The organism is Caulobacter sp., from assembly GCF_017744445.1.
Lineage (GTDB): Bacteria > Pseudomonadota > Alphaproteobacteria > Caulobacterales > Caulobacteraceae > Caulobacter.
In genome coordinates, this window is record NZ_JAGIBH010000001.1 from 410,450 (window position 1) to 432,960 (window position 22,511).

Here is a 22,511-nt window from a genome sequence, read left to right on the forward strand (position 1 = left end):
GCCACGGCCAAGCCTTCGTCGTCTACAGGTCCCGCGCCCAGGCCCTCACGTCGTCAACGAACAGCCCCGGCTCCTCCATCGCCGCGAAGTGGCCGCCGCGCGGCTGGTCGGTCCAGCGGGTGATGTTGTAGGCCCGGTCGGCCCACGAGCGGGGCGGGGGCTTGTAGATGCTCTCGCCGGGGAAATTGGCGAAGGCGGTGGGCGTCTCGCAGCGCTGGCCCTGGGCCAGCACGGGGCCGCCCTCCTCCAGCAGGGCGCGGTAGTACCAGGCGCCGGTCGTGAAGCTGCCGGTCATCACATAGAGCATGATGTTGGTCAGCAGCTGGTCGCGGGTGAAGACCCGCTCGAACGGCTTGGCCGACAGGTCGGCCCAGTCATGGAAGCGCTCCAGGATCCAGGCGGCCTGGCCGACGGGGTTGCCCGCGCCCAGCCACGCCACCGACTGCGGCTTGCTGGCCTGAAGCCGGAAGTAGGCGCCCCACAGATCCATCTGCGCGCCGAAGCCGGTGATCCAGGCGATCTCCTCGGGCGTGGTCGGCGGTCCGTGCGGGCGCAGGCCGATCATGTTGAGGTGGATGGCCTTCACATGGGCGGCGTGGTCCAGGCCCAGCCATGAGGTGACGAGGCCGCCCCAGTCGCCGCCCTGGGCCAGGTAGGTCTCGTAACCCAGCTGGCCCATCAGCGTGTCGAACATCCGCGCCGTCGCCCGCTGGCCCAGCGGCCGCTTTGGTTTGCCCGAGAAGCCAAAGCCCGGCAGTGACGGGATGACGAGGTCGAAGGCGTCCGCTGGATCGCCGCCATGGCGCGACGGGAAGGCCAGGGGCGCGATGGCGTCCCAGAATTCGAAGTGGCTGCCTGGCCAACCGTGGCTGATCAGCAGCGGTCGTCTGCCCTGGGCCTCACCGACGACGTGGACGAAGTGGATGTCGAGGTCTTCGATGGAGGTCGTGAACTGCGGGAAGCGGTTGAGGTTTGCCTGCGCCGCGCCGATGTCGAAGCCGTCGGTCCAGTAGGCGCGGAGGTCCCGCAGGAAGTCGGCATCGCAGCCGTAGGCCCAGCCGCCGCCTTCGGGAGCAGGCGGGAATTCGTAGGCGCGGACTTGGGCCAGGACCTTGTCGATCTGCGTCTGGGTCCACGCGACCTTGAATGGGGTCATGACGGCCTCCCTTGTTTTGGGAGGAGCGTCGTTCGGGTGACGTGGGGGAGGTCAAGCAACCCTCAATCCGTCTCCCCGGCGAAAGCCGGGGCCCAGATACATCCCGAGCGGCTTGGGTTTGATCCGAGATGCGCCCAGCCAGCCAATGAAGTGTTGTGGGTTCGATCTGGGCCCCGGCTTTCGCCGGGGAGACGGGGTATTGTTTAGGCCGCGGCGAGTTTCATCCGCACCTTCGGCCACAGCATGTTCACCGCCAGGCCGGTCAGCACCAGCGCCGCCGCGATCAGCTTCCACGCGGGCAAACCCTCGCCCAGCAGCAGCGCCGAGGCGCTCATGCCAAAGACCGGGACCAGCAGGGCCATCGGGGTCACCGTGGCGGCCGGGTGCCGGGCCAGCAGCCAGCCCCAGGCGGCGTAGCCGAACATGGTGTTGCCCACGGCCTGCCAGGCGACGGCCAGCCAGGTGCCGAGGCCCGCGCCGGTCACGCCCTTGACGATGGCCGGCCAGCCTTCCAGCCACAGCGACATGGCGAACAGCGGCGGGATCGAGAACAGGCTGGCCCAGACCACATAGCCCAGCATGTTCACCGGCCCGGCCTGGCGCGCGACGATGTTGCCGCCCGACCAGCTGAGCGCGGCCAAGAGGCCCAGCGCCACGCCCAGCGGGGTGGCCGCGCCGCCGCCGTGGGCGGCGATGACCACGATGCCGGCGACGGCCAGGACCAGGGCGGCGATCTGGAAGCCCTGGATGCGCTCCTTGCTGATCCACATGGCCATGCCGATCGTGAAGAACACCTGGGTCTGCAGGATCAGCGAGGCCAGGCCCGGCGAGATCGAGCCCTTCATGGCCACGAACAGCAGGCCGAACTGCCCCGCGCCGATCAACAGGCCATAGGCCGCCAGGTTGCTCCACGACACCGCCGGCCGTTTGACGAAGAACACCATGGGGATCAGCACCATGCAGAAGCGCAGGGTCGCAAACAGCAGCGGCGGCAGGTGGTTCAGCCCGATGCGGATGACCACGAAGTTGGTGCCCCACACCGCGACCACGGCCAGGGCCAGCAGGAAGTGGCGCAAGGGCAGGGGCGTGGTGGTCGGCATCGAAGTTCCAATCGCAAGCTGGACTGGCTTCGACTTGGGCCTTCAAGCCCGAGGTCGCAACGGAAACATTGTTCCCGTGACAATCAGGGCGTGGCGATCCCCAGGCCCTTGACCAGGGTTACCAGCGCCAGGCCGCGCAGCTTTACCGGGTCGATCGTCGGGGCCAGCTTGCCGGTCAGTTGCAGCATCAGCATGCCGTGCAGCACCGACCAGAAGAGATGGCCGATCAGCTCGGCGTCGCCCTCCAACTGGCCGGCTTCGATCATCGCCTCGATGTGCACGGTCATGGTGCGGCGGGCGCGGACGATGGCGCCTTGCAGCTCGGGATAGTCGCCCTCGGTCGGCTGGTTCAGGTCGAACATCAGGCGATAGGCCTGCGGCTCGGCGAGGGCGAAGTCGACATAGGCCTGGCCGGCGTTGCGCGAGCGATGCAGCGGATCGGCCGGCGCGGCCATGGCCGCCTCCAGCCGGGCGGCGAAGCGGGCGAAGGCGGCGGCGCGGACGGCCGCCAGGATCGCGTCCTTGTCCTTGAAATAGCGGTAGGGCGTCATCGGGCTGACGCCCAGGGCCTGGGCCAGCTCGCGCATGGTCACCGCCTCGATGCCGCGTTCGGCGAAGAGGGTTTGCGCCGCCTCGCACAGGCGGGCGCGGAAGGCTTCGACGTCTTCGGACGACAGGACGCGGGGCACGCGAGAATCCACATTGACTCGACCATTCGCTTACAACATAAATTTACACTGTAAACAATCGTCATTCAGGAGGTCCGACCATGGACGGTGACGTGCGTATCAATCCCTTCCTCTCAGGCAATTTCGCGCCGGTGCGCAGCGAGGACGACTTCGCGCTGGAGGTCTGGGGCCAGCTGCCGGCGGGCCTGAAAGGCACGCTGTATCGCAACGGCCCCAACCCGCAGTTCGACCCGCGCGACGCCAACTATCACTGGTTCGTCGGCGACGGCATGCTGCACGCCTTCACCGTGGCCGACGGCCAGGTCCGCTACCGCAACCGCTGGGTCCGCACCAACAAGTGGAGCCTGGAATACGACGCCGGCCGGGCGCTGTTCGGCAGCTGGGGCAATCCGATGACCACCGACCCGTCAGTGCTGCGCGTGGTCAGTGAAGGCTCGGCCAACACCAACATCATCCAGCACGGCGGCCATCTGCTGGCGCTGGAAGAGGCCCACGCGCCGTTCGAGATGAGCGGCCCGGACCTGGAGACCCTGGGGACCTACGACCTGGGCGGCAAGGTCACGGCCCATCCCAAGACCTGCGCGTTCACCGGCGAGCTCGTCTTCTTCGCCTATGCCGACGACCCCGTGCCGCTGTCGAACAAGATCAGCTGGGGCCTGGCCGACGCCAGCGGCAAGCTCATCAAGCGCGAGACCTTCGAGGCGCCGTACTGCTCGATGATCCACGACTGCATCGTCACCGAGCGCCATATCGTCATCCCCGTCCTGCCCCTGACTGGCAGTCTGCCGCGCGCCATGAGCGGCAAACCCGCCTTCGCCTGGGAGCCGCAGGTGGGCGGCCACTTGGCGGTGATCCGGCGCGACGAGGGGGTGGCCAGCCTGCGCTGGATCGAGGTCCCGGCGGCTTACGTCTTCCACGTCATGAACGCGTTCGAAGACGGGGAGGCGATCGTCGCCGACGTCATGCGCTACGACTCCGCCCCGCTGTTCCCCAATCCCGACGGGATCAAGGGCGAGAACGCCGCCGCCTACCTGACCCGCTGGACGATCGACCTAGTCGCCGGAACGGTGTCGGAGGCCGCGCTGGACGACGCCGCCGGCGAGTTTCCGCGCTTCGACGAACGTTTCGCCGGCATGCCCTATCGTCATGGCTGGTTCGTGGGCCAGAGCCTCAAGCCCGGCGACTTCCGATCCAACATCGTGGTGCATCTGGACCTCGCGACGGGCGCGAAAAAGACCTGGACCGTGCCGCAGGGCGACGCGATCTCCGAGGCCGTCTTCACCCATGCCGGCGACGGCGCGGCGGAAGGCGAGGGCTGGCTGACGGCGGTGATCTATCGCCAGGCGGACGACGTGTCGGAGTTCGTGGTGTTCGACGCCCAGAAGGTGGAGCGGGGCCCGATCGCCGGCGCCAGGCTGCCGCGCCGCGTGCCGTTCGGCTTCCACGGCCAGTGGGTTCGCGTCTGAGCTCAAACGCACGTTTGACTCGCCGCGCGGCCTCCCGCTAACTCGCGCCAAACAGCATGGGAGGCCGCCATGGCCTGGGACTTCGTCGTCGCCAAGACCGACCTGCGCCGCAGCGAATTTCGCGACGTCGAGCCGCCACCGCTGGCCGACGGTCAGGTTCGGCTGGCCATCGAGAGCTTCGCCCTGACGGCCAACAACATCACCTATGCCGTGTTCGGCGAGATGATGAAGTACTGGGGCTTTTTCCCAGGCCCAGACGGCTTCGGCCGCGTGCCGGTTTGGGGTCATGCGCGGGTCGAGGCCTCGGCGCATTCCGACATCGCGGTGGGGCAGCGGTTCTACGGCTACTGGCCGATGTCGACGCACCTGACGGTGCAGGCCAAGCCCGGCAAGAGCGGCTTCACCGATGTGTCGGCCCATCGCCAGCCTTTACCGCCGGTCTACAACCAGTACCTGGCGGTGGGCGCGGCGGATGACCTGGAGGCGCACCGGGCGCTGCTGCAGCCGCTGTTCATCACCGGCTTCCTGATCGACGACCAGTTCGACGAGTATGGCTTCTACGGCGCGAAGAGCGTGATCCTGTCCAGCGCCTCGTCCAAGACGGCGATCGCCCTGGCGGCGCTGCTGAAGAAGCGCGGCGGCGTGACGGTGGTGGGCCTGACTTCGCCGCGCAACAAGGCGTTCGTCGAGGGGCTGGGGTTCTACGACCAGGTGGTGCTGTACGACGACCTGGCGGCCGCGCCGATCGACGGGCCTGCGGCGTTCGTGGACTTCGCGGGCGATGCGGCGGTGCTGGGGGCGGTGCACGAGCGGTTCGCCGATGACTTGAAGGCTTCGATCCTGGTGGGCGGCACGCACTGGGAGGCGCCGCGTGGGGGAGGGGCTTTGCCGGGGCCGCAGCCGGCCTTCTTCTTCGCGCCGGATCGTGTGGCCAAGCGGCAGAAGGACTGGGCGCCGGGCGAGTTCGAGCAGCGCTACGGCGCGGCCTGGGCGGGGTTCGTGGCCGATGCGCCACGGTGGCTGAAGGTCGAGGTCGGCGAGGGCCGCGAGGCGATGCAGGCGGCGTACCTGGCGCAGGTGGAGGGCGGGACCCGTCCTGACACGGGTGTGGTGCTGAAGCCGTAGTTTCCTTTTCCCCTTGCGGGAGAAGGTGGCGGCGAAGCCGACGGATGAGGGGTTTCTCGGCGGCGCCGTGCGACCCCTCACCCGGCCCTACGGGCCACCCTCTCCCGCAAGGGGAGAGGGGAAAACCTAAGCGGCGATGCTGCCTTCGTCTTCAAGACTCACGCCGAGCCGCTCCCGCAACGCCTGCACCCCCTCCGCCGTCAACCGCACCGCCCGTCCCTTCACCTCCAACGCCAACCACCCCCGCCGCGTCATCGCCTCCAGCAACTTCACCCCCAGCGGCCCGGCCAGATGATGCCGCCGTTCGGTCCAGTCCAGGCACTGCCGCGCCACGCCCCTCGGCGAGCGCAGAGCATCGACCGCCACGCCCAGGTCCTCGAACCAGCGGCGGCCGTCCTCCGTCACCTCATAGAGCTTCTCCGCCGCCGGCCGGATCAGGTCCCGATCGACCAGCGCCTCGCACACCCGCACCCCCAGCCGTCCCGCCAGGTGGCCATAGCAGCACCGCGCATCCCGCAGCGCCCGGGCCTTGGGCGAGCGCGGGACCTCCAGCGAGCGCACCGGCGTCGCCAGCACCGACAGGGCCTCGATCGCGTGCGCCACCTCGGCCGAGGCCAGGCGGTAGTAGCGATGCCGCCCCTCGCGCTCGACCGCCAGCAGGCCGCCGTCGACCAGCTTGGCCAGGTGATTGCTGGCCGCCTGGGCCGTGACGCCGGCCGCCCAGGCCAGGGCGCTGGCGGGCTGGGCGCGGCCGTCCTGCAGGGCCTGCAGCATGGCGGCGCGGGTCGGGTCGCCGATCAGGGCGGGCGGGGGTGGCGATATTGGCGTCCATATTCGCATCATACGGCCATCGCCGGCGGAATGGTTCATCGGCGCGTGTAGCATCCGGGCGGCGGATCGGGGCATGTCGAGGACCATGAGTAACCCACGCCTTCCGCTGATCACCGCCGCCGCCAGCTTCGGCTTCTTCGTCACCCAGCTGGACGTGACCATCGTCAATGTGGCGCTGGACGCCATCGGCGCGGCGTTCCACGCCCCGACGGCGCAGCTGCAATGGGTGGTCGACGCCTACATTCTCGCGCTCGCGGCCATGCTGCTGTCGGCCGGCGCGATCGGCGACCGGGTGGGGCCGCGCCGGGCGTTCGTGGCGGGGCTGGTGCTGTTCGGCCTGACCTCGGCGGCGTGCGGGTTCGCGATGAGTCCGCTGGCGCTGATCCTGGCCCGCGCGGCGCAAGGGGCGGCTGGTGCGCTACTGATCCCGCCTTCGCTGGCCCTGATCGCCCACGCGGCGCACGGCGACGCCAGCAAGCGCGCCTCGGCCGTGGGCTGGTGGACCGCCGCCGGCGGGGTGTCGATCGCCTTGGGCCCGGTGCTGGGCGGCCTGCTGGTCGAGACCCTGGGCTGGCGCTGGGTGTTCTTCGTCAACCTGCCGGTCTGCGCCCTGGGCGCGGTGCTGACCCTGGCGGTCGCGCCCGAGGCGCCGGCCAAGCCCAAGGTCCCGTTCGACATCCCCGGGCAGGCCCTGGCGGTGGCGGCGGTGTCGCTGCTGGTCGGCGGGCTGATCGAGGGCGGCCACCGAGGCTGGGGTGGTGCGCCCCTGCTGGCCCTGATCGCCGGCGTGCTGCTGGCCGTGGCCTTCGTCCTGTTCGAGCGTCGCGCGGAGCACCCCGCCATGCCGCTCAGCGCCTTCCGCAAGCGTCCGGCCTGGACGGCGGTGGTGGTCGGCTCGGCGCTGAACTTCACCTATTACGGCCTGATCTTCGTGCTGGGCCTGTACATGCTGCGCGCCCTGCACTGGGCGCCGGCCAAGGCGGGCCTGGCCTTCCTGCCGCTGACGGCGACCTTCATCGTCTCGAACCTGCTGAGCGGCGGCCTGGTGGCCCGCTTCGGCGCGCGGACGGTGACGACGGGCGGCGTGCTGCTGGCCGCCTGCGGCTATGCCCTGACGGCGCGTTTGGGCGTGGGCAGCGGCATGGTCGAGATGCTGCCCGGTTTCGCCTTGATCCCTGGCGGCATGGGCCTGGCCATCCCGGCCCTGACCAGCGGCCTGCTGGCCAGCGTCGACAAGCACGACGCCGGCGCGGCCTCGGGCGCGCTCAACGCCTGCCGCCAGGTCGGCGGCGCGGCGGGGGTGGCGATCTTCGGGGCGCTGGCGGGGGCGGATGTGGTGACGGGGCTGCACGTGTCGGGTTTGAGCGCGGCAGTGCTGCTGGTCGGGGCGGCGGGAGTGGCGGGGTTGCCTCAGAAAATCCAACAACAATAGTCCGTCTCCCCGGCGAAAGCCGGGGCCCAGATCGAGCCCAGGGCGCTTGTGGTTGGGTGAGGCCGTGGGCGCGAACACCCCAACCTCTCCGGATGAATCTGGGTCCCGGCGTTCGCCGGGAATGCGGAGTTTTATAAATCTATAGGTTGAGTGGTGCGAGCTTTGCCATAAACATTGGCCCATGGCGTTCTACGTCTACATCATGGCCAGTCGTCGCAACGGCACGCTGTACACCGGCTCTACGGATGACCTCGGCCGGCGCGTCTTCGAGCACAAAAGCCAAGTCACGGGCTTCACCGCCAAATATGGCTGCACGATGCTGGTCTGGAGCGAGGTCCATGACGGTCGCGAGAGCGCCCTGATCCGCGAACGGCAAATCAAGGAGTGGCGGCGGGTCTGGAAGCTCCAGTTGATCGAAGCCGCCAATCCGGACTGGCGGGACCTGGGGCTGGAATTCCTGGGCTAGCCCTGAAGCTCTGACGTGAATGCGAAAGGGCGCCGAACGAGATCGTCCGGCGCCCTTCGGTTCGATCTGGGCCCCGGCTTTCGCCGGGGAGATCGGGTTATTTGAGATCGTTCAGTGTGAAACTCACACCAGCGAGCCGTGGCACTGCTTGAACTTCTTGCCCGAGCCGCAGGGGCAGGGGCTGTTGCGGTTGGTGCGGTCCCAGCCGTCGGGCAGGGCCGAGACCGGCAGGGCTTCGCGTTGCTGCGGCGACAGGCCGTCCGGGATCGCGCCGGCGACGGCGGCGTTCTCGCCGGTCAGCGGGTCCAGGTGGACCTCGACCAGGTTGTCCAGCGACTGGTGCGGCACTTCCGGCTCGGCATAGGCGATCTCGACCGTCATCAGCCAGCGGGTGGTGTTGGTGCGGAGATCCCCCAGCAGCTTCTCGAACAGCGAGAAGGCTTCGGTCTTGTACTCGTTCAGCGGATCACGCTGGCCGTAGCCGCGCAGGCCGATGACGTTGCGCAGGTGGTCCAGGTGCATCAGGTGCTCGCGCCACTGCAGATCGATCATCTGCAGCAGGAAGTTCTTCTCGACCGAGCGCATCTGCTCGGGCGTGATGATCACTTCGCGCTGAGCGGCGTATTCGTCGGCCGCCTTCTGGATGCGGTCCTTGATCTCTTCGTCGGCGATGCCTTCCTCGGCGGCCCACGCCTCGATCGGCAGGTCCAGGCCCAGGATCGACTGGACGCGTTCCTTCAGGCCCTCGATGTCCCACTGCTCGGCATAGGCCTTGGGCGGCAGGTGGCGGGCGACCAGGTCGTCGATCGTGTCCTGGCGCATCTCGGCGATGATTTCCGAGAGGTCGCTGGACTCCATGAACTCCTGGCGCTGCTCGAACACGGCCTTGCGCTGGTCGTTGACGACGTCGTCGTACTTCAGGAGGTTCTTGCGGATCTCGTAGTTGCGCTGCTCGACGCGCTTTTGCGCCGTGGCGATGGCGTTGTTCAGCCACTTGTGGGTGATCGCCTCGCCTTCCTGGACGCCGAAGGTGCGCATGATCGCGTCCAGGCGCTCGCCGGCGAAGATGCGCAGCAGGTCGTCTTCGCACGACAGGAAGAACTTCGAACGACCCGGGTCGCCCTGACGGCCGGTGCGGCCGCGCAGCTGGTTGTCGATGCGGCGGCTTTCGTGGCGCTCGGTGCCCAGCACGAACAGGCCGCCGGCGTCGAGCGCTTGCTTCTTGCGATCGGCGACCTCGGCCTCGATGCGGGCGCGTTCCTCGACCTCGTCCTCGTGCGAGATCTCCAGGCCCATGCCACGCTGCTGCTGCTTCCAGTTGGCGACGCGCATGTCGACGCTGCCGCCCAGCTGGATGTCGGTGCCGCGGCCGGCCATGTTGGTGGCGATGGTCACCGCGCCAGGCACGCCCGCGTCGGCGACGATGCCGGCTTCCTGCTCGTGGAAGCGGGCGTTCAGCACCTGGTGCGGAATGCCCTTCTGCTTCTTGCCGTCGTTCTCGAAGGCGTAGGTGGCTAGCAGCTTGGACAGCTCTTCCGACTTCTCGATCGAGACGGTGCCGACCAGGATCGGCTGGCCGCGCACGTGGCAGTCGGCGATCTGCTTGAGGATGGCCTCGTTCTTCTCGCGCTCGGTGCGATAGACCTCATCGTCGTCGTCGATGCGCTGGATGGTGCGGTTGGTCGGGATTTCCGACACGCTCATCTTGTAGATGTCGTCGAACTCTTGAGCCTCGGTCGACGCCGTGCCGGTCATGCCCGACAGCTTCTTGTAGAGGCGGAAGTAGTTCTGGATGGTCACCGAGGCCAGGGTCTGGTTCTCGGGCTGGATGTCGGCGCCTTCCTTGGCCTCGATGGCCTGGTGCAGGCCTTCCGACAGGCGGCGGCCGGTCATCATGCGGCCGGTGAACTCGTCGATCAGGACAACCTCGCCGCCCTTGACGATGTAGTCCTTGTCGCGCGTGTACAGCACGTTGGCGCGCAGGGCCTGGTTGACGTGGTGCACCACCGAGACGTTGGCCGCGTCGTACAGACCCGCCGAGTCCTCGGCCAGGTGGCCGCCGGCCATCAGGATCTCTTCGATCTTTTCCTGGCCGTCCTCGGTCAGGATGACCTGCTTCTGCTTCTCGTCGTGGTCGTAGGTGCCCTTGTCGAGGATCAGCTGCTTCACCAGCACGTCGATCGTCTTGTAGAACTCGCTGCGGTCCTCGGTCGGGCCCGAGATGATCAGCGGCGTGCGGGCTTCGTCGATCAGGATCGAGTCCACTTCGTCGACGATGACGAAGTTGTGGCCGCGCTGGACCATTTCCTCGACGCTGTAGACGAGGTTGTCGCGCAGGTAGTCGAAGCCGAATTCGTTGTTGGTGCCGTAGGTGATGTCGCTGCGGTACGCGCGCTGACGCTCGCCTTGGCTGAGGCCGTTGACGATGACGCCGTACGACAGGCCCAGGAAGTTGTGGATCTGGCCCATCCAGTCGGCGTCGCGGGTGGCCAGGTAGTCGTTGACGGTGATGACGTGTACGCCCTTGCCTTCCAGGGCGTTCAGATAGGTGGGCAGGGTGGCGACCAGGGTCTTGCCTTCACCCGTGCGCATTTCCGAGATGCCCGAGAAGTGCAGCACCATGCCGCCGACCATCTGGACGTCGAAGTGGCGCATGCCCAGCACGCGCTTCGAAGCTTCACGCACCACGGCGAAGGCTTCGTTCAGGATGTCGTCCAGCGTCTGGCCGTTGGCCAGGCGGTCCTTGAACTCGGCGGTCTTGGCCTTCAGGGCCTCGTCCGACAGGGCGGCGTATTCCGGCTCCAGCGCATTGATCTTGGCGACCCGCGCCTGGAAGGTCTTGACCTTGCGTTCGTTCGAAGAGCCGAAGAGCTTTTTGGCGAGACCAAGCATGCAGGGGGAATCCGAAAGGGACGTTTTGACGAGGAGGCCGGCGCTAAGGCTGTGCGGCCTCGACTACGGAATATGGAGTCGCACGGGATCAACGGAAAATTCCGCTATTCCCACGCGGCCGGAGACTTAAGCACCGGTCATCTTGGTGTCAACGCGAAGACCCCGGCGCAAGTAAGGCTTTAGGCCCGCTTAGTGGCCGTCCCGCCTCAGTTTTCGCCACCCCGAACGCTTTAGGTGGCGAAGCCGTTTCCACTCGGCGAAAAAGCACGCTAGAGCCGTCTGCAACAAAGCCGGAGATCTTGGCCTTGAAAACCACTTTCCGCCTCCTGGGTATGATCGGCGCCGTAACCTGCGCCCTGGTGCTGGTCTCGTGCGGCCAGAACAAGGTCGCCGAGCGTCCGCCCGAGCCCGGCGACACCGCCGTGGCGCGCGTCAACGGCCAGGTGATCTGGGCGTCGGACGTCAAGCGCGAGGCGGTGGCTCAAGGCCTGATCAGCGAAGGCGAGCCGCTGGACATCTCCAGCGAGGTCTTCCGCCAGCGCCTGGACGAGGTGATCGACCAGAAGCTGCTGGCCGCCGAGGCGACCAAGCGCAAGATCGACAAGGAAGCCATCGCCCAGCGCCGCCTGGCCGCCGCCCGCGAGCGCATCCTGGGCGACATGCTGGTCGAGGGCGTGGTCGAGAAGGCCGTCACCGAGGACGCTATCCGCAAGCTCTATGCCGAGCAGCAGAAGCTTTCGAAGCGCTCGGAAGAGATCCGCGCCCGCCAGATCATCGTCGGCAACCAGGCCGAGGCCGACAGCGTCAAGAAGCTCTTGGCCTCCGGCGCCTCGTTCGACGCCCTGGCCATGGAGCGCTCGACCGACCAGGCCACCCGCTTCAACGGCGGCGACCTGGGCTATTTCACGCTGGACGTGATGCCCGAGCCCTATGGCGTGGCCCTGAAGGACGCCGCCAAGGGCGCGCTGGTCGGTCCGTTCGCGGCCGAAGGCGGCTGGGTCATCGTCAAGGTCGAGGACAAGCGCACCGAAGAGCCGATCACGCTGGAGGCCGCGCGTCCGCAGATCGTGCGCTTCCTGACCTATGACCAGGTCCGCGACATCCTCGAGAAGCTGCGCGGCTCGGCCAAGGTCGAGATGCTGATCGGCAAGACCCAGGACGCGACCGGCCCCGCCGGCGCCCAGGAACCGGCTTCGGCGCCGCCGGAGCCGCCGGCCGGCGCGCCGGCCTCGGCGCCGCCTCCCGCTCAACCCGCTAAGAAGTAAGAAGCGGCCTATGACCAAGACTCCCAAGACTTCCGGCAAGAAGGTCGCCGCGAAGGCCGCCGAGGCCGTGTCCACGCCGGTCGAGCGCGCCGGCGGCGTGATCGATGCGATCGTCGATCCCCTGACCTCGGCCCTGAAGCGCGCCGGCCTGCGCCGCGCCCAGAAGTCGGCCGGCGAGACGACGCCCGCTCCGGCCGCCGCCGCGGCCCCGGCCAAGCCCGCCGCGACTGACGCTGGCAAGCCGGGCCTGGCCGTCTCGCCGCTGGCTGTGCCGTTTCCGCATATCCCGCCGATCCCGGGCGTGGAGATCGCCACCGGTCGCGCCGGCTTCTACAAGCACGAGCGCGAGGACCTGCTGCTGATGCGTTTCGCCGAGGGCACCTCGGCGGCGGGCGTCTTCACCCGTCACGGCGTCGGTTCGGCCCCGGTCGACTGGTGCAAGCGGCAACTGGCCGCCACGGGCGGCGCGGATGTCCGCGCTCTGGTGGTCAATGCCGGCTGCGCCAACAGCTTCACGGGTCGTCCCGGCGCCGACGCGGTGCGCCGCGTGGCCACCGCCGTGGGCAAGCGCTTCGACTGCCGCCAGCGCGACGTGATGATGGCCTCGACCGGCGTCATCGGCGTCATCCTGGACGACAGCAAGATCACCGCCCGCCTGCCCGAGGTCGAGGCCCGCCTGACCGCCGACGCCTGGGCCCAGGCCGGTCGCGCGATCATGACGACCGACACCTTCCCGAAGGGCGCCTACGCCACGGCCATGATCGACGGCGTGGAAGTGAAGATCGCCGGCATCGCCAAGGGCTCGGGCATGATCGCGCCCGACATGGCGACCATGCTGGCCTTCGTGGCCACCGACGCGGCGATCGCCCCGGCGGCGCTGCAGAACCTGGTGAGCCTCTATACCCGCACGACCTTCAACTGCGTGACGGTGGACGGCGATCGTTCCACGAACGACACCCTCTTGCTGTTCGCCACGGGCCAGTCGGGCGCGCCCAAGATCCACCGCGCCGGCGACAAGCGTCTGGCCGACTTCCGCGAGAAGCTGGAAGCGGTCCTGCTGGACCTGGCCCTGCAGCTGGTCAAGGACGGCGAGGGCGCGACCAAGTTCGTCAAGATCACCGTCAACGGCGCCGAGAGCCACGCCTCGGCCCGCAAGATCGCCCGCACCATCGCCGAGAGCCCGCTGGTCAAGACCGCCTTCGCCGGCGAGGACGCCAACTGGGGCCGCATCGTCATGGCCGTGGGCCGCGCCGACGAGCCGGTGGCCCGCGAGAAGATCAGCGTCAAGTTCGGCGACTTCTACGCCGCCCGCGACGGTCTGATCTCGGCCGAATACGACGAGGCCAAGATGAGCGCCTACGTCAAGAACCAGGAGTTCGAGGTCAGCGTCGACGTCGGCGTCGGCAAGGGCTCGGCCACGGTCTGGACGTGTGATCTGACCAAGCAGTATGTGGCGATCAACGGGGATTATCGGAGCTAGAGAGAAACTCCCTCTCCCCTTGCGGGAGAGGGTGGCCCGAAGGGCCGGGTGAGGGGTTGCGCTCCGTTATCCGGACAGGCCTTTCAACCCCTCATCCGTCAGCTTCGCTGACACCTTCTCCCGCAAGGGGAGAAGGAGGGAGCTGGCTCGTGCTAGAACCCGACCGACACACGACCGGAGCCCCCCAATGACCGACCTCACCCCCGACCAGGAAGCCGCCCTGCTGGCCGACCTCTCCAAGGCCTGCCGCGAAGCCGGCTATGTCGTCGACGCCATCGATCGCGGCCTGGAGGTCTCCGGCGGCGAGGAGGAGGGCGCCTATTACCTGCTGCCCGACCACGGCTGGCTGCAGGTGCGCTGCCTGGTCCTGGACCCCGAGGACCTGGCCGAGGCCCGCGACCTGACGGCGCTGTTCGAGACCATGGCCCTGGCCCAGTTTCGCCTGATCGGCTGCCGCTTCGGGTATGACGGCCAGACCGGCCTGTGGCTGGTCGAGGACCTGTATCCCGGCTTCGAGCCCGCCCGCGTGCCGGCCGTGCTGGAGCAGATGACCTTCATCTGGGACGCGCTGGAGGACCTGTTCATCGGCGCCCTGGAAGGCAAGGTTCCCAGCGAAGACGCCTTCGACGCGGCCTTCGAACTGGAAGCGGCGACGCCGCCGAACTAAGCTTTGGCGACCCCTTGCCCCGCAAGGGGGAACCGCTTGCCGGTGATGCCGTTCCTGATCGGTGTTTACCTGGGTGGAGGGCGTTAGGATGTCTCGGAAGATTTTCGTCATGGTCGGGACGATCGCCGTCCTGCTCGGAGCCCCGCTGGCCGCCTCGGCCCAGGTCAAGCCGCCTTCCACGCCGGACGAGCCCGGCGGCCGCTGGGGCGAGGCCAAGAAGAAGGCCACCGAAATCGGCAGCCAGCCGGTCCGCGACGTCGGCATGTCCAAGCGCGAGATCCCGCCGATCTTGGAAAAGGCCTATGCCGACCCCTACAGCCTGAAAGGCCTGAAGACCTGCAAGGCGATCGCCTCGGAAGTGACCACCCTGAACGGCGTGCTGGGTCCCGACTACGTCGTCGGCAACTCCTATGAGGAAAACCGCGCCGGCAAGCTGGCCGAGGCAGGCGGCAAGACCATCATCAACAGCATCATCCCCTTCCGCGGCCTGGTCCGCGAAGTGACCGGCGCGGCGCCCAACGACCGTCGCATGAACGCCGCGGTCGATGCGGGCCTGGCCCGGCGCGGCTTCCTGCGCGGCGTGCACCTGAAGCAGGGCTGCAAGACGAAGTTCTAGAAGGAACCGTCACCCAATTCTTCATGAGAGTCATTTGCAATTGCAGGTGACGCTCGTTATAGCCTCCCGATCTTTCGGCGTCGCGGCGCCGATCCCGCCCTGTCCCGGCTCGTGTGTTTGGCCGGGAAGGCGCGCAATATCAGGGGGTAAGGTCCTATGATCTTCAAAACCACGCTGCTGGCAGGCAGCGCTTTTCTCGCCTTCGCGGCGCCGGCTCTGGCGCAGGACGTCAAGACCGACGCGAGCGAAGTCGACCAGGTGGTCATCACCGGCTCGTACACGATCAACAACCGCATCGACACGGCCACGGGCCTGGGCCTGACCCTGCGCGAGACGCCGCAGTCGGTGACCGTGATCACCGCCCAGCGCATCCTGGACCAGAACATGCGCACCGTGGCCGACGTGGTCGTGAATACGGTCGGCGTCGCGGCCAACCAGGTCGACGACGTGCGCAACACGTTCAATGCGCGTGGCTTCGAGATCAAGAACTACCAGATCGACAGCGTCCCGACCGCCTGGACCCTGGCGGGCGGCGCCGGCGAGACCATCGCCGACGTGTCGATCTATGACCGCGTCGAGATCGTGCGCGGCGCCACCGGCCTGATGACCGGCGCGGGCGATCCTTCTGCCTCGATCAACCTGGTCCGCAAGCATGCGACCAGCACCGAGCTGACCGGCTATATCAACGCCAGCGTCGGCAGCTGGAACAACCGCCAGGTCCAGGCCGACGTCGCCGGCGCCCTGACGTCCAGCGGCAAGATCCGCGGCCGCGCCGTGGCCAAGTACGAGAAGACCGAGAACTTCATCGACTGGTACAAGAACGAGAAGTCGGTGCTGTACGGGGTCATCGACGCCGACCTGGACGACGCCACGCTGCTGCGCGTCGGCGCCAGCCAGCAGAAGGGCGCGCCGAACGCGCCGGCCTGGGGCGCGCTGCCTACCTTCTACAGCGACGGCGGCGTCGCCATCTGGCCGCGCACCAAGACCGCCTCGGCCAAGTGGAGCTACTGGGACAGCACCAACCAGAACATCTTCGCCAACCTCTCGCACCAGTTCGGCAACGGCTGGTCGCTGAGCGTCAATTACAACTGGATCCGCAACGCCCAGAGCACCGAGCTGCTCTACATGTCGGGCCTGATCGACAAGACGGCCGGGACCTGGCAGTGGGCGCCGTTCCCCTACAAGGACAAGGGCGAGAGCCTGCAGAACAGCATCGATGTGCAGGTCAAGGGCGACTACACCCTGTTTGGCCGCCAGCACGAACTGGTGCTGGGCGCGCTGGGCAGCAAGCAGCACCTGACCACCGACACCTTCGCAGCCACCAGCGCGGCGACAACGGCGGGCAGCTTCTTCGACTGGCAGGCCATCCCGCACCCGACCTTCTCGAAGACCAAGTCGCCGACCGTCGACCAGACGATCACCCAGAGCGGCTACTACGTCGCCACGCGCCTGAACGTCACCGACGAATTCAAGGTCATCGGCGGCGCGCGCCTGTCCAGCTGGCGCCAGAAGGGCTTCAACTACGGGACCTTCGACTTCGGCGACGACAACGTCCTGGTGCCGTATCTGGGCGCCCTGTACGACCTGACGCCGAACCATCGCCTGTACGCCAGCTACACCGAGATCTTCCAGCCGCAGAACGCTCAGGACTTCCGGGGCGACTATCTGAAGCCGATCACCGGCGAGAGCCTGGAAGGGGGCCTGAAGAGCGCCTTCTTCGGCGACAAGCTGCAGACCTCGGTCGCGGTGTTCCGCATCGTCCAGGACAACCTGGCCCAGACCGATCCGGACCTGACGCACATCATCCCCGGCTCGTCCCCGCCGACCCGCGCCTCGATCGCGGCCAAGGGCGCGACCAGCAAGGGCTTCGAGCTGGAGGTGATCGGCAAGCCGGTCGACAACTGGAACATCTCGCTGGGCTACAGCCAGTTCCAGATGCGCGACGAGAGCGACGTGAAGGTCAACACCGCCTTCCCGCGCAAGCTGCTCAAGCTGTTCACGACCTACCAACTGCCCGGCGCGCTCAGCGGCCTGACGGTGGGCGGCGGCGTCAACTGGCAGAGCGAGGCCTATTCGGCCTCGACCAACCCGGTCACCGGCGCGCCGTTCAGCTTTGCTCAGAAGTCCTACACGCTGGTCAGCCTGATGGCCCGTTACGAGATCAACGACCAGCTGTCGGTCCAGGCCAATATCGAGAACCTGACGGACAAGACCTACTACGCCCAGACCGGCTTCTACAGCCAGTACCGCTATGGCGAGCCGCGCAACTACACGGTCGCGCTGAAGTACGCGTTCTAGGGCAGATCTCGAGCCAACCCCAAATCCGACCATCCCCGCGAAAGCGGGGATCCAAGCGGAGGCAGCGGGTATTGCTCAGCCTAACCTGATCCTGAAAGCCAGCTTGGTTCCCCGCTTTCGCGGGGATGATCGGGGGATTTGATAAAGGCGCCCGCTCTTCTTCAAAGGGCGGGCGCTTTTTCTTGCCACTCCCCACGCATCAGGCTCACATCGCCGCCGTGCAGTGCTGGGGGCGGGTTTGACGGAAGCTTTGATCGTTCGCGGGTTGAACAAGACGTTCGCCAAGCCCGCGGTGTCCGACCTGGACCTGACGGTTCATGCCGGCGAGCTCTACGCCCTGCTGGGTCCCAACGGGGCGGGCAAGACCACCACCCTGCGCATGGTCGCCGGCCTGACCCAGCCCGACAGCGGCGAGGTCGAGATCTTCGGCGTCGACGCCCGCAAGAACCCCGCCGGGGCCAAGGCCCTGCTGGCCTGGGCCCCCGACGAGGCGATGATCTACGACAAGCTCACCCCGCTGGAATATCTGGAGTTCGTCGCCGGCCTCTGGAACATCGAGCCGCGCGCCGCCAAGACCAAGGCCGAAGAGCTGCTCGAGACCCTGGGCCTGACGTCCGAGGCCCGCCGCCGCTGCGAGGGCTTCTCGCGCGGCATGAAGCAGAAGGTCGCCGTGGCCGGGGCCCTGATCCACGACCCCAAGCTGCTGATCCTCGACGAGCCCCTGACGGGCCTAGACGCCGCCGCCGCGCGCCTGGTGAAGGACATGCTGCAGGCTCGCGTCGACGCCGGCGGCACGGTGATCCTGACCACCCACATCCTGGAAGTCGCCGAACGCATGGCCGACCGCATCGGCATCATCGCCGGCGGCCGGCTGATGGCCGAGGGCACGCTGGACGAGCTGCGGTCCAAGGCCGGCGAGGCCAGCGGCCGGACGCTGGAGGATGTGTTCCTGCAGCTCACGTCCGAGGCGGTTGCGCCGTGAGCCTGCCGTTCAAGCCCGCCAGCACGGCCTGGCTGCTGGCCCACGAGCTGCGGCTGAACTGGCGCGGCTTCAAGGCTGGGCGCAAGGCCAGCGGGCCGGGCGCGTTCATCGCCTTTGTCGTGCTGGGCTGCATCATCCTGATCGGCGGGATCTTCCTGGGCCTGGCCGTACGGGGACACGAGGTCCCGATCATCCCGCTGTCCAGCATCATCGCCGACCTGATCCTGGCGGTGATCCTGACCCTGATGCTGTCGACCACCCTGGCGGCCTCGGCGGACGCGCTCTACGAGCGCAATGACCTGGATCTGCTGTTCTCCTCGCCCCTGGCGCCGAGGAAGGTGCTGTTCGTCCGGGCCCTGGGCCTGGCGGTCAATGCCGGGCTCTGGTTCCTGGTCCCGGCGGCGCTGCTGCTGACGCCGTCGATCGTGCTGGGGCACTGGGCCTGGGCCAGCGTGTTCGTGGTGCTGAGCGCCGCCGCGCTTGGAGCGTCTGGCGTGGGCCTGCTGCTGGCCATGGCGCTGTTTGCTTTGATCGGCCCGCGCCGCACGCGCACCGTGGCCCAGGTGATGGCGGCCCTGATCGGCGCCGCCTTCTTCCTCGCCAGCCAGTACCGCAACCTGATGGGCGAGCGCGCCAGCGAGAGCCTGTTCGCCCGCATCGCCCTGGACGTCCGTGATGGCAAGATCGTCCTGCCGCCGTTCGCCGACTGGCCGTTGAGGGCGGCGATAGGGCAGCCAGTCCCGTTGTTGGTCATCGTGCTGATCGGGGCGGGCATCTTCCTATTCGCTGCCCGCGTGCTGGGCCGTCGGTTCGCCGACGCGGCCGCCGCCACCCAAGGGGCCGAGACCCGCAAGGCCGCCAAGGGCCCGACCCGCGCCTTCGCCGCCGGCGCGTTCCGGGCGACGGTCCGCAAGGAGCTGCGGCTGGTCAGCCGCGACGCGGCGCTGCTGTCGCAGGTGCTGCTGCGGGTGCTCTACATGGTGCCCCTGGCGTTCGCGATGTCGCGCAGCGCCGCGCACCTGCCGGTCTGGGCCCTGGCCGGACCGGCCGCCGCCGTGACCTTCCTGGCAGGCCAGGTGGCCGGCAGCCTGATCTGGATCACCGTCTCGGCCGAGGACACGCCCGACCTGCTGGCCATATCGCCGACGCCGATGAAGGTGCTGCGCCGCGCCAAGCTGACGGCCGCCCTGATCCCGGTGGCGGTGCTGCTGGCGATCCCGATCGCGATCCTGGCCTGGTTCGCGCCGCTGGCCGCCCTGTGGACCGCGATCGGCGCCGCCCTGACGGCCTGGAGCTCGGGCCTGATCGGCATATGGCATCAGAAGCCCGGCAAGCGCGCCGACTTCCGCCGTCGGCGCACGGGCTCGTTCCTGTCGGCCCTGGCCGAGCTCTTGATCGCCTTCCTGTTCGGCGGCGCGACGGCGCTGGCGGTGGCGGGGTGGTATGTCTGGGCGCTGTTGCCGCTGATCGTGGCGGGGGCGGTGATGATGGCCCTGCGGCGGACGGACGAGCAGATCGGGGCGGCGTTGAGGACGGCGGCTACCTAATTCCGTTTCCCCGGCGAAAGCCGGGGCCCAGATGGAAAAGCGCTGGGGTCGGTTCCACAAACGCTGAATTCATCCCATCAGCCTTGGTGCTTTGGGATCTGGGTCCCGGCTTTGGCCGGGAAAATCGGACGAGGGGTTCAAGCCTCCAGCAACGCCCGGATCCGACACACCACCCCATCCGGCTGAAAATCAATCGCCGCCGAGCCCGACAGCTCCGCCGCCAGGCCCCGCTCGATCAGGCGCGAGCCGAAGCCGCGATCCGTCGGCGGCTTGACCAGCGGGCCGCCGCTTTCGGTCCAGGTCAAATCCAGCCGCGCCGCGCCTGGCTCCGGCGCGAAATCCCAGACCACGCGGATGCGGCCCTCGGGCGTCGACAGCGCCCCGTACTTCATGGCGTTGGTGGCCAGTTCGTGCAGCGCCATCGACAGCGACAGGGCCGTCTTGGGCGACAGGCGGATCGAAGGACCCGACAGGTCGAACCGCGCCGCGCCGCCGTGCAGGGCCGCCAGCCGCGCGGTGACGTCGTGCAGCTCGGCGCCTTCCCAGTTCTCGCGGGTCAGGAGGTCGTGGGCCTCGGCCAGGGCGACGATGCGGCTGGAGAAGGCTTCCTGGGCCTGGGGCAGGGCGCGCTCGCCGGTGAAGCTCTGGGCGGCGATGGCCTGGATGGTGGCGAGGCTGTTCTTGACCCGGTGGTTCAGCTCGTTGACCAGCAGCCGCAGGTGCAGCTCCGAGCGCTTGCGGTCGGTGATGTTGACCACGGCCCCGACGAAGCGATGGGCCTTGCCGTCGTCGCCGAAGAACACCTTGCCCTTCACGCCCAGCCAGCGCTCGACATGGTCATCGCGGCCGATGGCGCGGTACTCGACGGCGTAGTCGGGGCGCAGGGCCGGGTTCATCGCCTCCAGCGTGGCCTCGCGCACGCGGGCCACGTCGCCTGGATGGATCAGCGCATAGGCCGTCTCGACATCGACCGGATCGCCCGGCGACATGCCGAACATCTGGTAGCAGCGGTCCGACCAGGTCAGGGTCCCGCTGTCGATGTCCAGGTCCCACGTGCCGACATCGGCGGCGTCGACGGCCTGGCGCAGGGTCTCTTCCTGGCGCAGCGTGCGCTCGACCGCCTCGCGGCGCGCGGTGACGTCCGAGACCACGCCGACGAAGCGGATGCACTGGTCGCCGTCGAAGAAGGCCTGGCCGAACGCCTCGACCCAGCGCAGGGCGCCATCGTCGCCGCGGTGGATGCGGTACTCACGGTTGATCGCCCCTGGACCTGTCGGGTCCATGGCCGCGTCGATGGCGGCGTTCAGCCCTTCCACGTCGTCGGGATGCACCAGAGCCGCGAAGGCCTCGGCGGAGGCGGGGACATCGGGCGCGACACCGAAGATCGCGCGCACCCGGGGATCCCAGAAACGCCGGCCGCTCTTCGGATCATAGTCCCAGCGCCCCAGCCCGGCGGACTCAGCGGCGATGTCGAGGCCGACGCGGGCGGTGGCGAGTTCCTCCTCGACCTGCTTGCGCTCGGTGATGTCGACGATGACGCCGGTGTTGCGGTGCGGATGGCCCTCGTCGTCCAGATAGGCGCGGCCGCGCGTATAGACCCAGCGGATCGAGCCGTCGGCCTGGACCAGCCGGTACTCCCCGGAGAAGTCGCCGCCGGCCTGGGCGGCCTTCAAGGCGATGTCGCGGATGCGGTCGGCGTCCTCGGGGTGGACGGCGGGCGTGTAGCTCTGCGCCGGCAGGCCGGCCTCGGCGAACTCGGGCGAGACGTTGTGCAGTTCGGCGTAGCGGGCGTCGGCATAGACCTTGTTGGCCTTGATGTCCCACTCCCAGGCCCCGACCACCCCGGCCACCTCGCGGGCCATGGCGTAGCGCTCCTGGGTGGTGCGCAGGGTCTTTTCGGCGGCGACGGACTGCGAGATCTCGACGGCGGTGACCAGCACCCCTCCGATGCCGTTGGCGGCCGTGGCGTCGGGCACGGGGCTGTAGCTGGCCCGGAAGTAGCCCAGCTCCTGCTTGCCGCCGCGCGTGACGCGCAGGGGCAGCTTCTCGAAGGCGTAGCCGGGGCTGGTCCCGGCCAGGATGTCATCGTGCAGGGCGCGGATCGAGGCCTGGAACTCGGGCGAGGTCTGGTTGAACAGGATGCCCAGCGACTGCGGATGGTTCTGGTGCAGGGCGGGGGCGTAGGCGTCGTTATAGATCAGGACCAGCTCGGGACCCCAGCGCAGAGCCATGGGAAAGTTGGCGGCCAGGATCATGTCGACGGCCAGACGCAGGGCGGGGGACCAGGCGTCCCGCGCGCCCAAGGGCGTCGTCGACCAGTCGAAGGCGATGACGCGAGCAGCCATCTCGCCGCCCGCGATGCGTGTCAGTACAGGCGTGGCGCGTGGTTCACCCTCGCCCATCGCAGTCGGTCCCCCATCCAGCCACTTGGCTGGCCCGTCGTTTAGGTGACCCTATAGACGAGGCGGACACAAGCTGCGCTGTAACGAAAGGACGCAG

At 68.2% G+C, this 22,511-nt stretch carries 16 protein-coding genes and 1 pseudogene; 11 read left to right on the forward strand and 6 right to left on the reverse strand.

Going from position 1 to position 22,511, the window contains the following annotated elements; translation table 11 throughout:
• Nucleotides 1-22: 22 nt before the first annotated feature.
• The 3 genes from J7528_RS02045 to J7528_RS02055 form a co-directional block, all read right to left on the reverse strand.
• Complete coding sequence (locus J7528_RS02045) at nucleotides 23-1,156, reverse strand: epoxide hydrolase family protein (RefSeq protein ID WP_291870815.1); 1,134 nt, start codon at nucleotides 1,154-1,156, stop codon at nucleotides 23-25.
• Nucleotides 1,157-1,359: 203 nt separating this feature from the next.
• Nucleotides 1,360-2,256: an EamA family transporter gene (locus J7528_RS02050; RefSeq protein WP_291870817.1), complete on the reverse strand. Its 897-nt coding sequence runs from the start codon at nucleotides 2,254-2,256 to the stop codon at nucleotides 1,360-1,362.
• Between the two features lie 83 nt (nucleotides 2,257-2,339).
• On the reverse strand, nucleotides 2,340-2,945 hold the full coding sequence (locus J7528_RS02055; RefSeq protein ID WP_291870819.1) for a TetR/AcrR family transcriptional regulator: 606 nt from the start codon (nucleotides 2,943-2,945) through the stop codon (nucleotides 2,340-2,342).
• 80 nt (nucleotides 2,946-3,025) lie between these two features.
• On the opposite strand from J7528_RS02055, the gene J7528_RS02060 reads away from it, so the two are divergent.
• Nucleotides 3,026-4,411 (forward strand): carotenoid oxygenase family protein, encoded by a 1,386-nt coding sequence (locus J7528_RS02060; RefSeq protein ID WP_291870821.1) that lies wholly within the window; start codon nucleotides 3,026-3,028, stop codon nucleotides 4,409-4,411.
• A 69-nt stretch (nucleotides 4,412-4,480) separates the two neighbouring features.
• Complete coding sequence (locus J7528_RS02065) at nucleotides 4,481-5,536, forward strand: DUF2855 family protein (protein WP_291870822.1); 1,056 nt, start codon at nucleotides 4,481-4,483, stop codon at nucleotides 5,534-5,536.
• Between the two features lie 126 nt (nucleotides 5,537-5,662).
• On the opposite strand, the pseudogene J7528_RS02070 reads toward J7528_RS02065, so the two are convergent.
• Nucleotides 5,663-6,368, reverse strand: a pseudogene (locus tag J7528_RS02070) (winged helix-turn-helix domain-containing protein).
• Nucleotides 6,369-6,452: 84 nt separating this feature from the next.
• Here J7528_RS02070 and J7528_RS02075 point away from each other — a divergent pair.
• Both J7528_RS02075 and J7528_RS02080 read left to right on the forward strand, forming a co-directional pair.
• On the forward strand, nucleotides 6,453-7,799 hold the full coding sequence (locus J7528_RS02075; protein WP_291870824.1) for an MFS transporter: 1,347 nt from the start codon (nucleotides 6,453-6,455) through the stop codon (nucleotides 7,797-7,799).
• A 181-nt stretch (nucleotides 7,800-7,980) separates the two neighbouring features.
• On the forward strand, nucleotides 7,981-8,265 hold the full coding sequence (locus tag J7528_RS02080; RefSeq protein WP_291870826.1) for a GIY-YIG nuclease family protein: 285 nt from the start codon (nucleotides 7,981-7,983) through the stop codon (nucleotides 8,263-8,265).
• A 123-nt stretch (nucleotides 8,266-8,388) separates the two neighbouring features.
• Here J7528_RS02080 and secA read toward each other — a convergent pair whose 3' ends face one another.
• The gene (gene secA / locus J7528_RS02085; protein ID WP_291870828.1) at nucleotides 8,389-11,157 is read right to left on the reverse strand and encodes a preprotein translocase subunit SecA; all 2,769 of its coding nucleotides are present in this window, start codon (nucleotides 11,155-11,157) and stop codon (nucleotides 8,389-8,391) included.
• A gap of 299 nt (nucleotides 11,158-11,456) precedes the next feature.
• Between secA and J7528_RS02090 the strand changes: the two genes are divergently transcribed.
• From J7528_RS02090 to J7528_RS02120, 7 genes are all read left to right on the forward strand, one after another.
• Nucleotides 11,457-12,422 (forward strand): peptidyl-prolyl cis-trans isomerase, encoded by a 966-nt coding sequence (locus tag J7528_RS02090; protein ID WP_291870830.1) that lies wholly within the window; start codon nucleotides 11,457-11,459, stop codon nucleotides 12,420-12,422.
• A gap of 10 nt (nucleotides 12,423-12,432) precedes the next feature.
• Complete coding sequence (gene argJ, locus J7528_RS02095) at nucleotides 12,433-13,902, forward strand: bifunctional glutamate N-acetyltransferase/amino-acid acetyltransferase ArgJ (RefSeq protein ID WP_291870832.1); 1,470 nt, start codon at nucleotides 12,433-12,435, stop codon at nucleotides 13,900-13,902.
• A 187-nt stretch (nucleotides 13,903-14,089) separates the two neighbouring features.
• Entirely contained in the window at nucleotides 14,090-14,569 is a 480-nt protein-coding gene (locus J7528_RS02100; protein WP_291870834.1) for a hypothetical protein, read from the forward strand.
• Between the two features lie 88 nt (nucleotides 14,570-14,657).
• Complete coding sequence (locus tag J7528_RS02105; RefSeq protein ID WP_291870836.1) at nucleotides 14,658-15,185, forward strand: hypothetical protein; 528 nt, start codon at nucleotides 14,658-14,660, stop codon at nucleotides 15,183-15,185.
• 156 nt (nucleotides 15,186-15,341) lie between these two features.
• The gene (locus J7528_RS02110) at nucleotides 15,342-17,483 is read left to right on the forward strand and encodes a TonB-dependent siderophore receptor (protein ID WP_291870838.1); all 2,142 of its coding nucleotides are present in this window, start codon (nucleotides 15,342-15,344) and stop codon (nucleotides 17,481-17,483) included.
• Nucleotides 17,484-17,709: 226 nt separating this feature from the next.
• A complete protein-coding gene (locus tag J7528_RS02115; RefSeq protein ID WP_291871311.1) occupies nucleotides 17,710-18,465 on the forward strand; it encodes an ABC transporter ATP-binding protein in 756 nt (251 codons plus the stop codon).
• On the forward strand, nucleotides 18,462-20,012 hold the full coding sequence (locus J7528_RS02120; RefSeq protein WP_291870840.1) for a hypothetical protein: 1,551 nt from the start codon (nucleotides 18,462-18,464) through the stop codon (nucleotides 20,010-20,012). Before J7528_RS02115 ends, J7528_RS02120 begins: the two co-directional genes overlap by 4 nt.
• 137 nt (nucleotides 20,013-20,149) lie before the next feature.
• On the opposite strand, the gene J7528_RS02125 is transcribed toward J7528_RS02120, so the two are convergent.
• A complete protein-coding gene (locus J7528_RS02125) occupies nucleotides 20,150-22,357 on the reverse strand; it encodes a PAS domain-containing protein (protein ID WP_291870842.1) in 2,208 nt (735 codons plus the stop codon).
• Nucleotides 22,358-22,511: the final 154 nt, after the last annotated feature.

Excerpts from the sequence above, each read along its gene's own strand:
- J7528_RS02045 (WP_291870815.1), bottom strand. The coding sequence starts at position 1,156 with ATGACCCCATTCAAGGTCGCGTGGACCCAGACGCAGATCGACAAGGTC.
- J7528_RS02050 (WP_291870817.1), bottom strand. The coding sequence starts at position 2,256 with ATGCCGACCACCACGCCCCTGCCCTTGCGCCACTTCCTGCTGGCCCTG.
- J7528_RS02060 (WP_291870821.1), top strand. The coding sequence starts at position 3,026 with ATGGACGGTGACGTGCGTATCAATCCCTTCCTCTCAGGCAATTTCGCG.
- J7528_RS02065 (WP_291870822.1), top strand. The coding sequence starts at position 4,481 with ATGGCCTGGGACTTCGTCGTCGCCAAGACCGACCTGCGCCGCAGCGAA.
- J7528_RS02075 (WP_291870824.1), top strand. The coding sequence starts at position 6,453 with ATGAGTAACCCACGCCTTCCGCTGATCACCGCCGCCGCCAGCTTCGGC.
- J7528_RS02080 (WP_291870826.1), top strand. The coding sequence starts at position 7,981 with ATGGCGTTCTACGTCTACATCATGGCCAGTCGTCGCAACGGCACGCTG.
- secA (WP_291870828.1), bottom strand. The coding sequence starts at position 11,157 with ATGCTTGGTCTCGCCAAAAAGCTCTTCGGCTCTTCGAACGAACGCAAG.
- argJ (WP_291870832.1), top strand. The coding sequence starts at position 12,433 with ATGACCAAGACTCCCAAGACTTCCGGCAAGAAGGTCGCCGCGAAGGCC.
- J7528_RS02100 (WP_291870834.1), top strand. The coding sequence starts at position 14,090 with ATGACCGACCTCACCCCCGACCAGGAAGCCGCCCTGCTGGCCGACCTC.
- J7528_RS02105 (WP_291870836.1), top strand. The coding sequence starts at position 14,658 with ATGTCTCGGAAGATTTTCGTCATGGTCGGGACGATCGCCGTCCTGCTC.
- J7528_RS02110 (WP_291870838.1), top strand. The coding sequence starts at position 15,342 with ATGATCTTCAAAACCACGCTGCTGGCAGGCAGCGCTTTTCTCGCCTTC.
- J7528_RS02125 (WP_291870842.1), bottom strand. The coding sequence starts at position 22,357 with ATGGCTGCTCGCGTCATCGCCTTCGACTGGTCGACGACGCCCTTGGGC.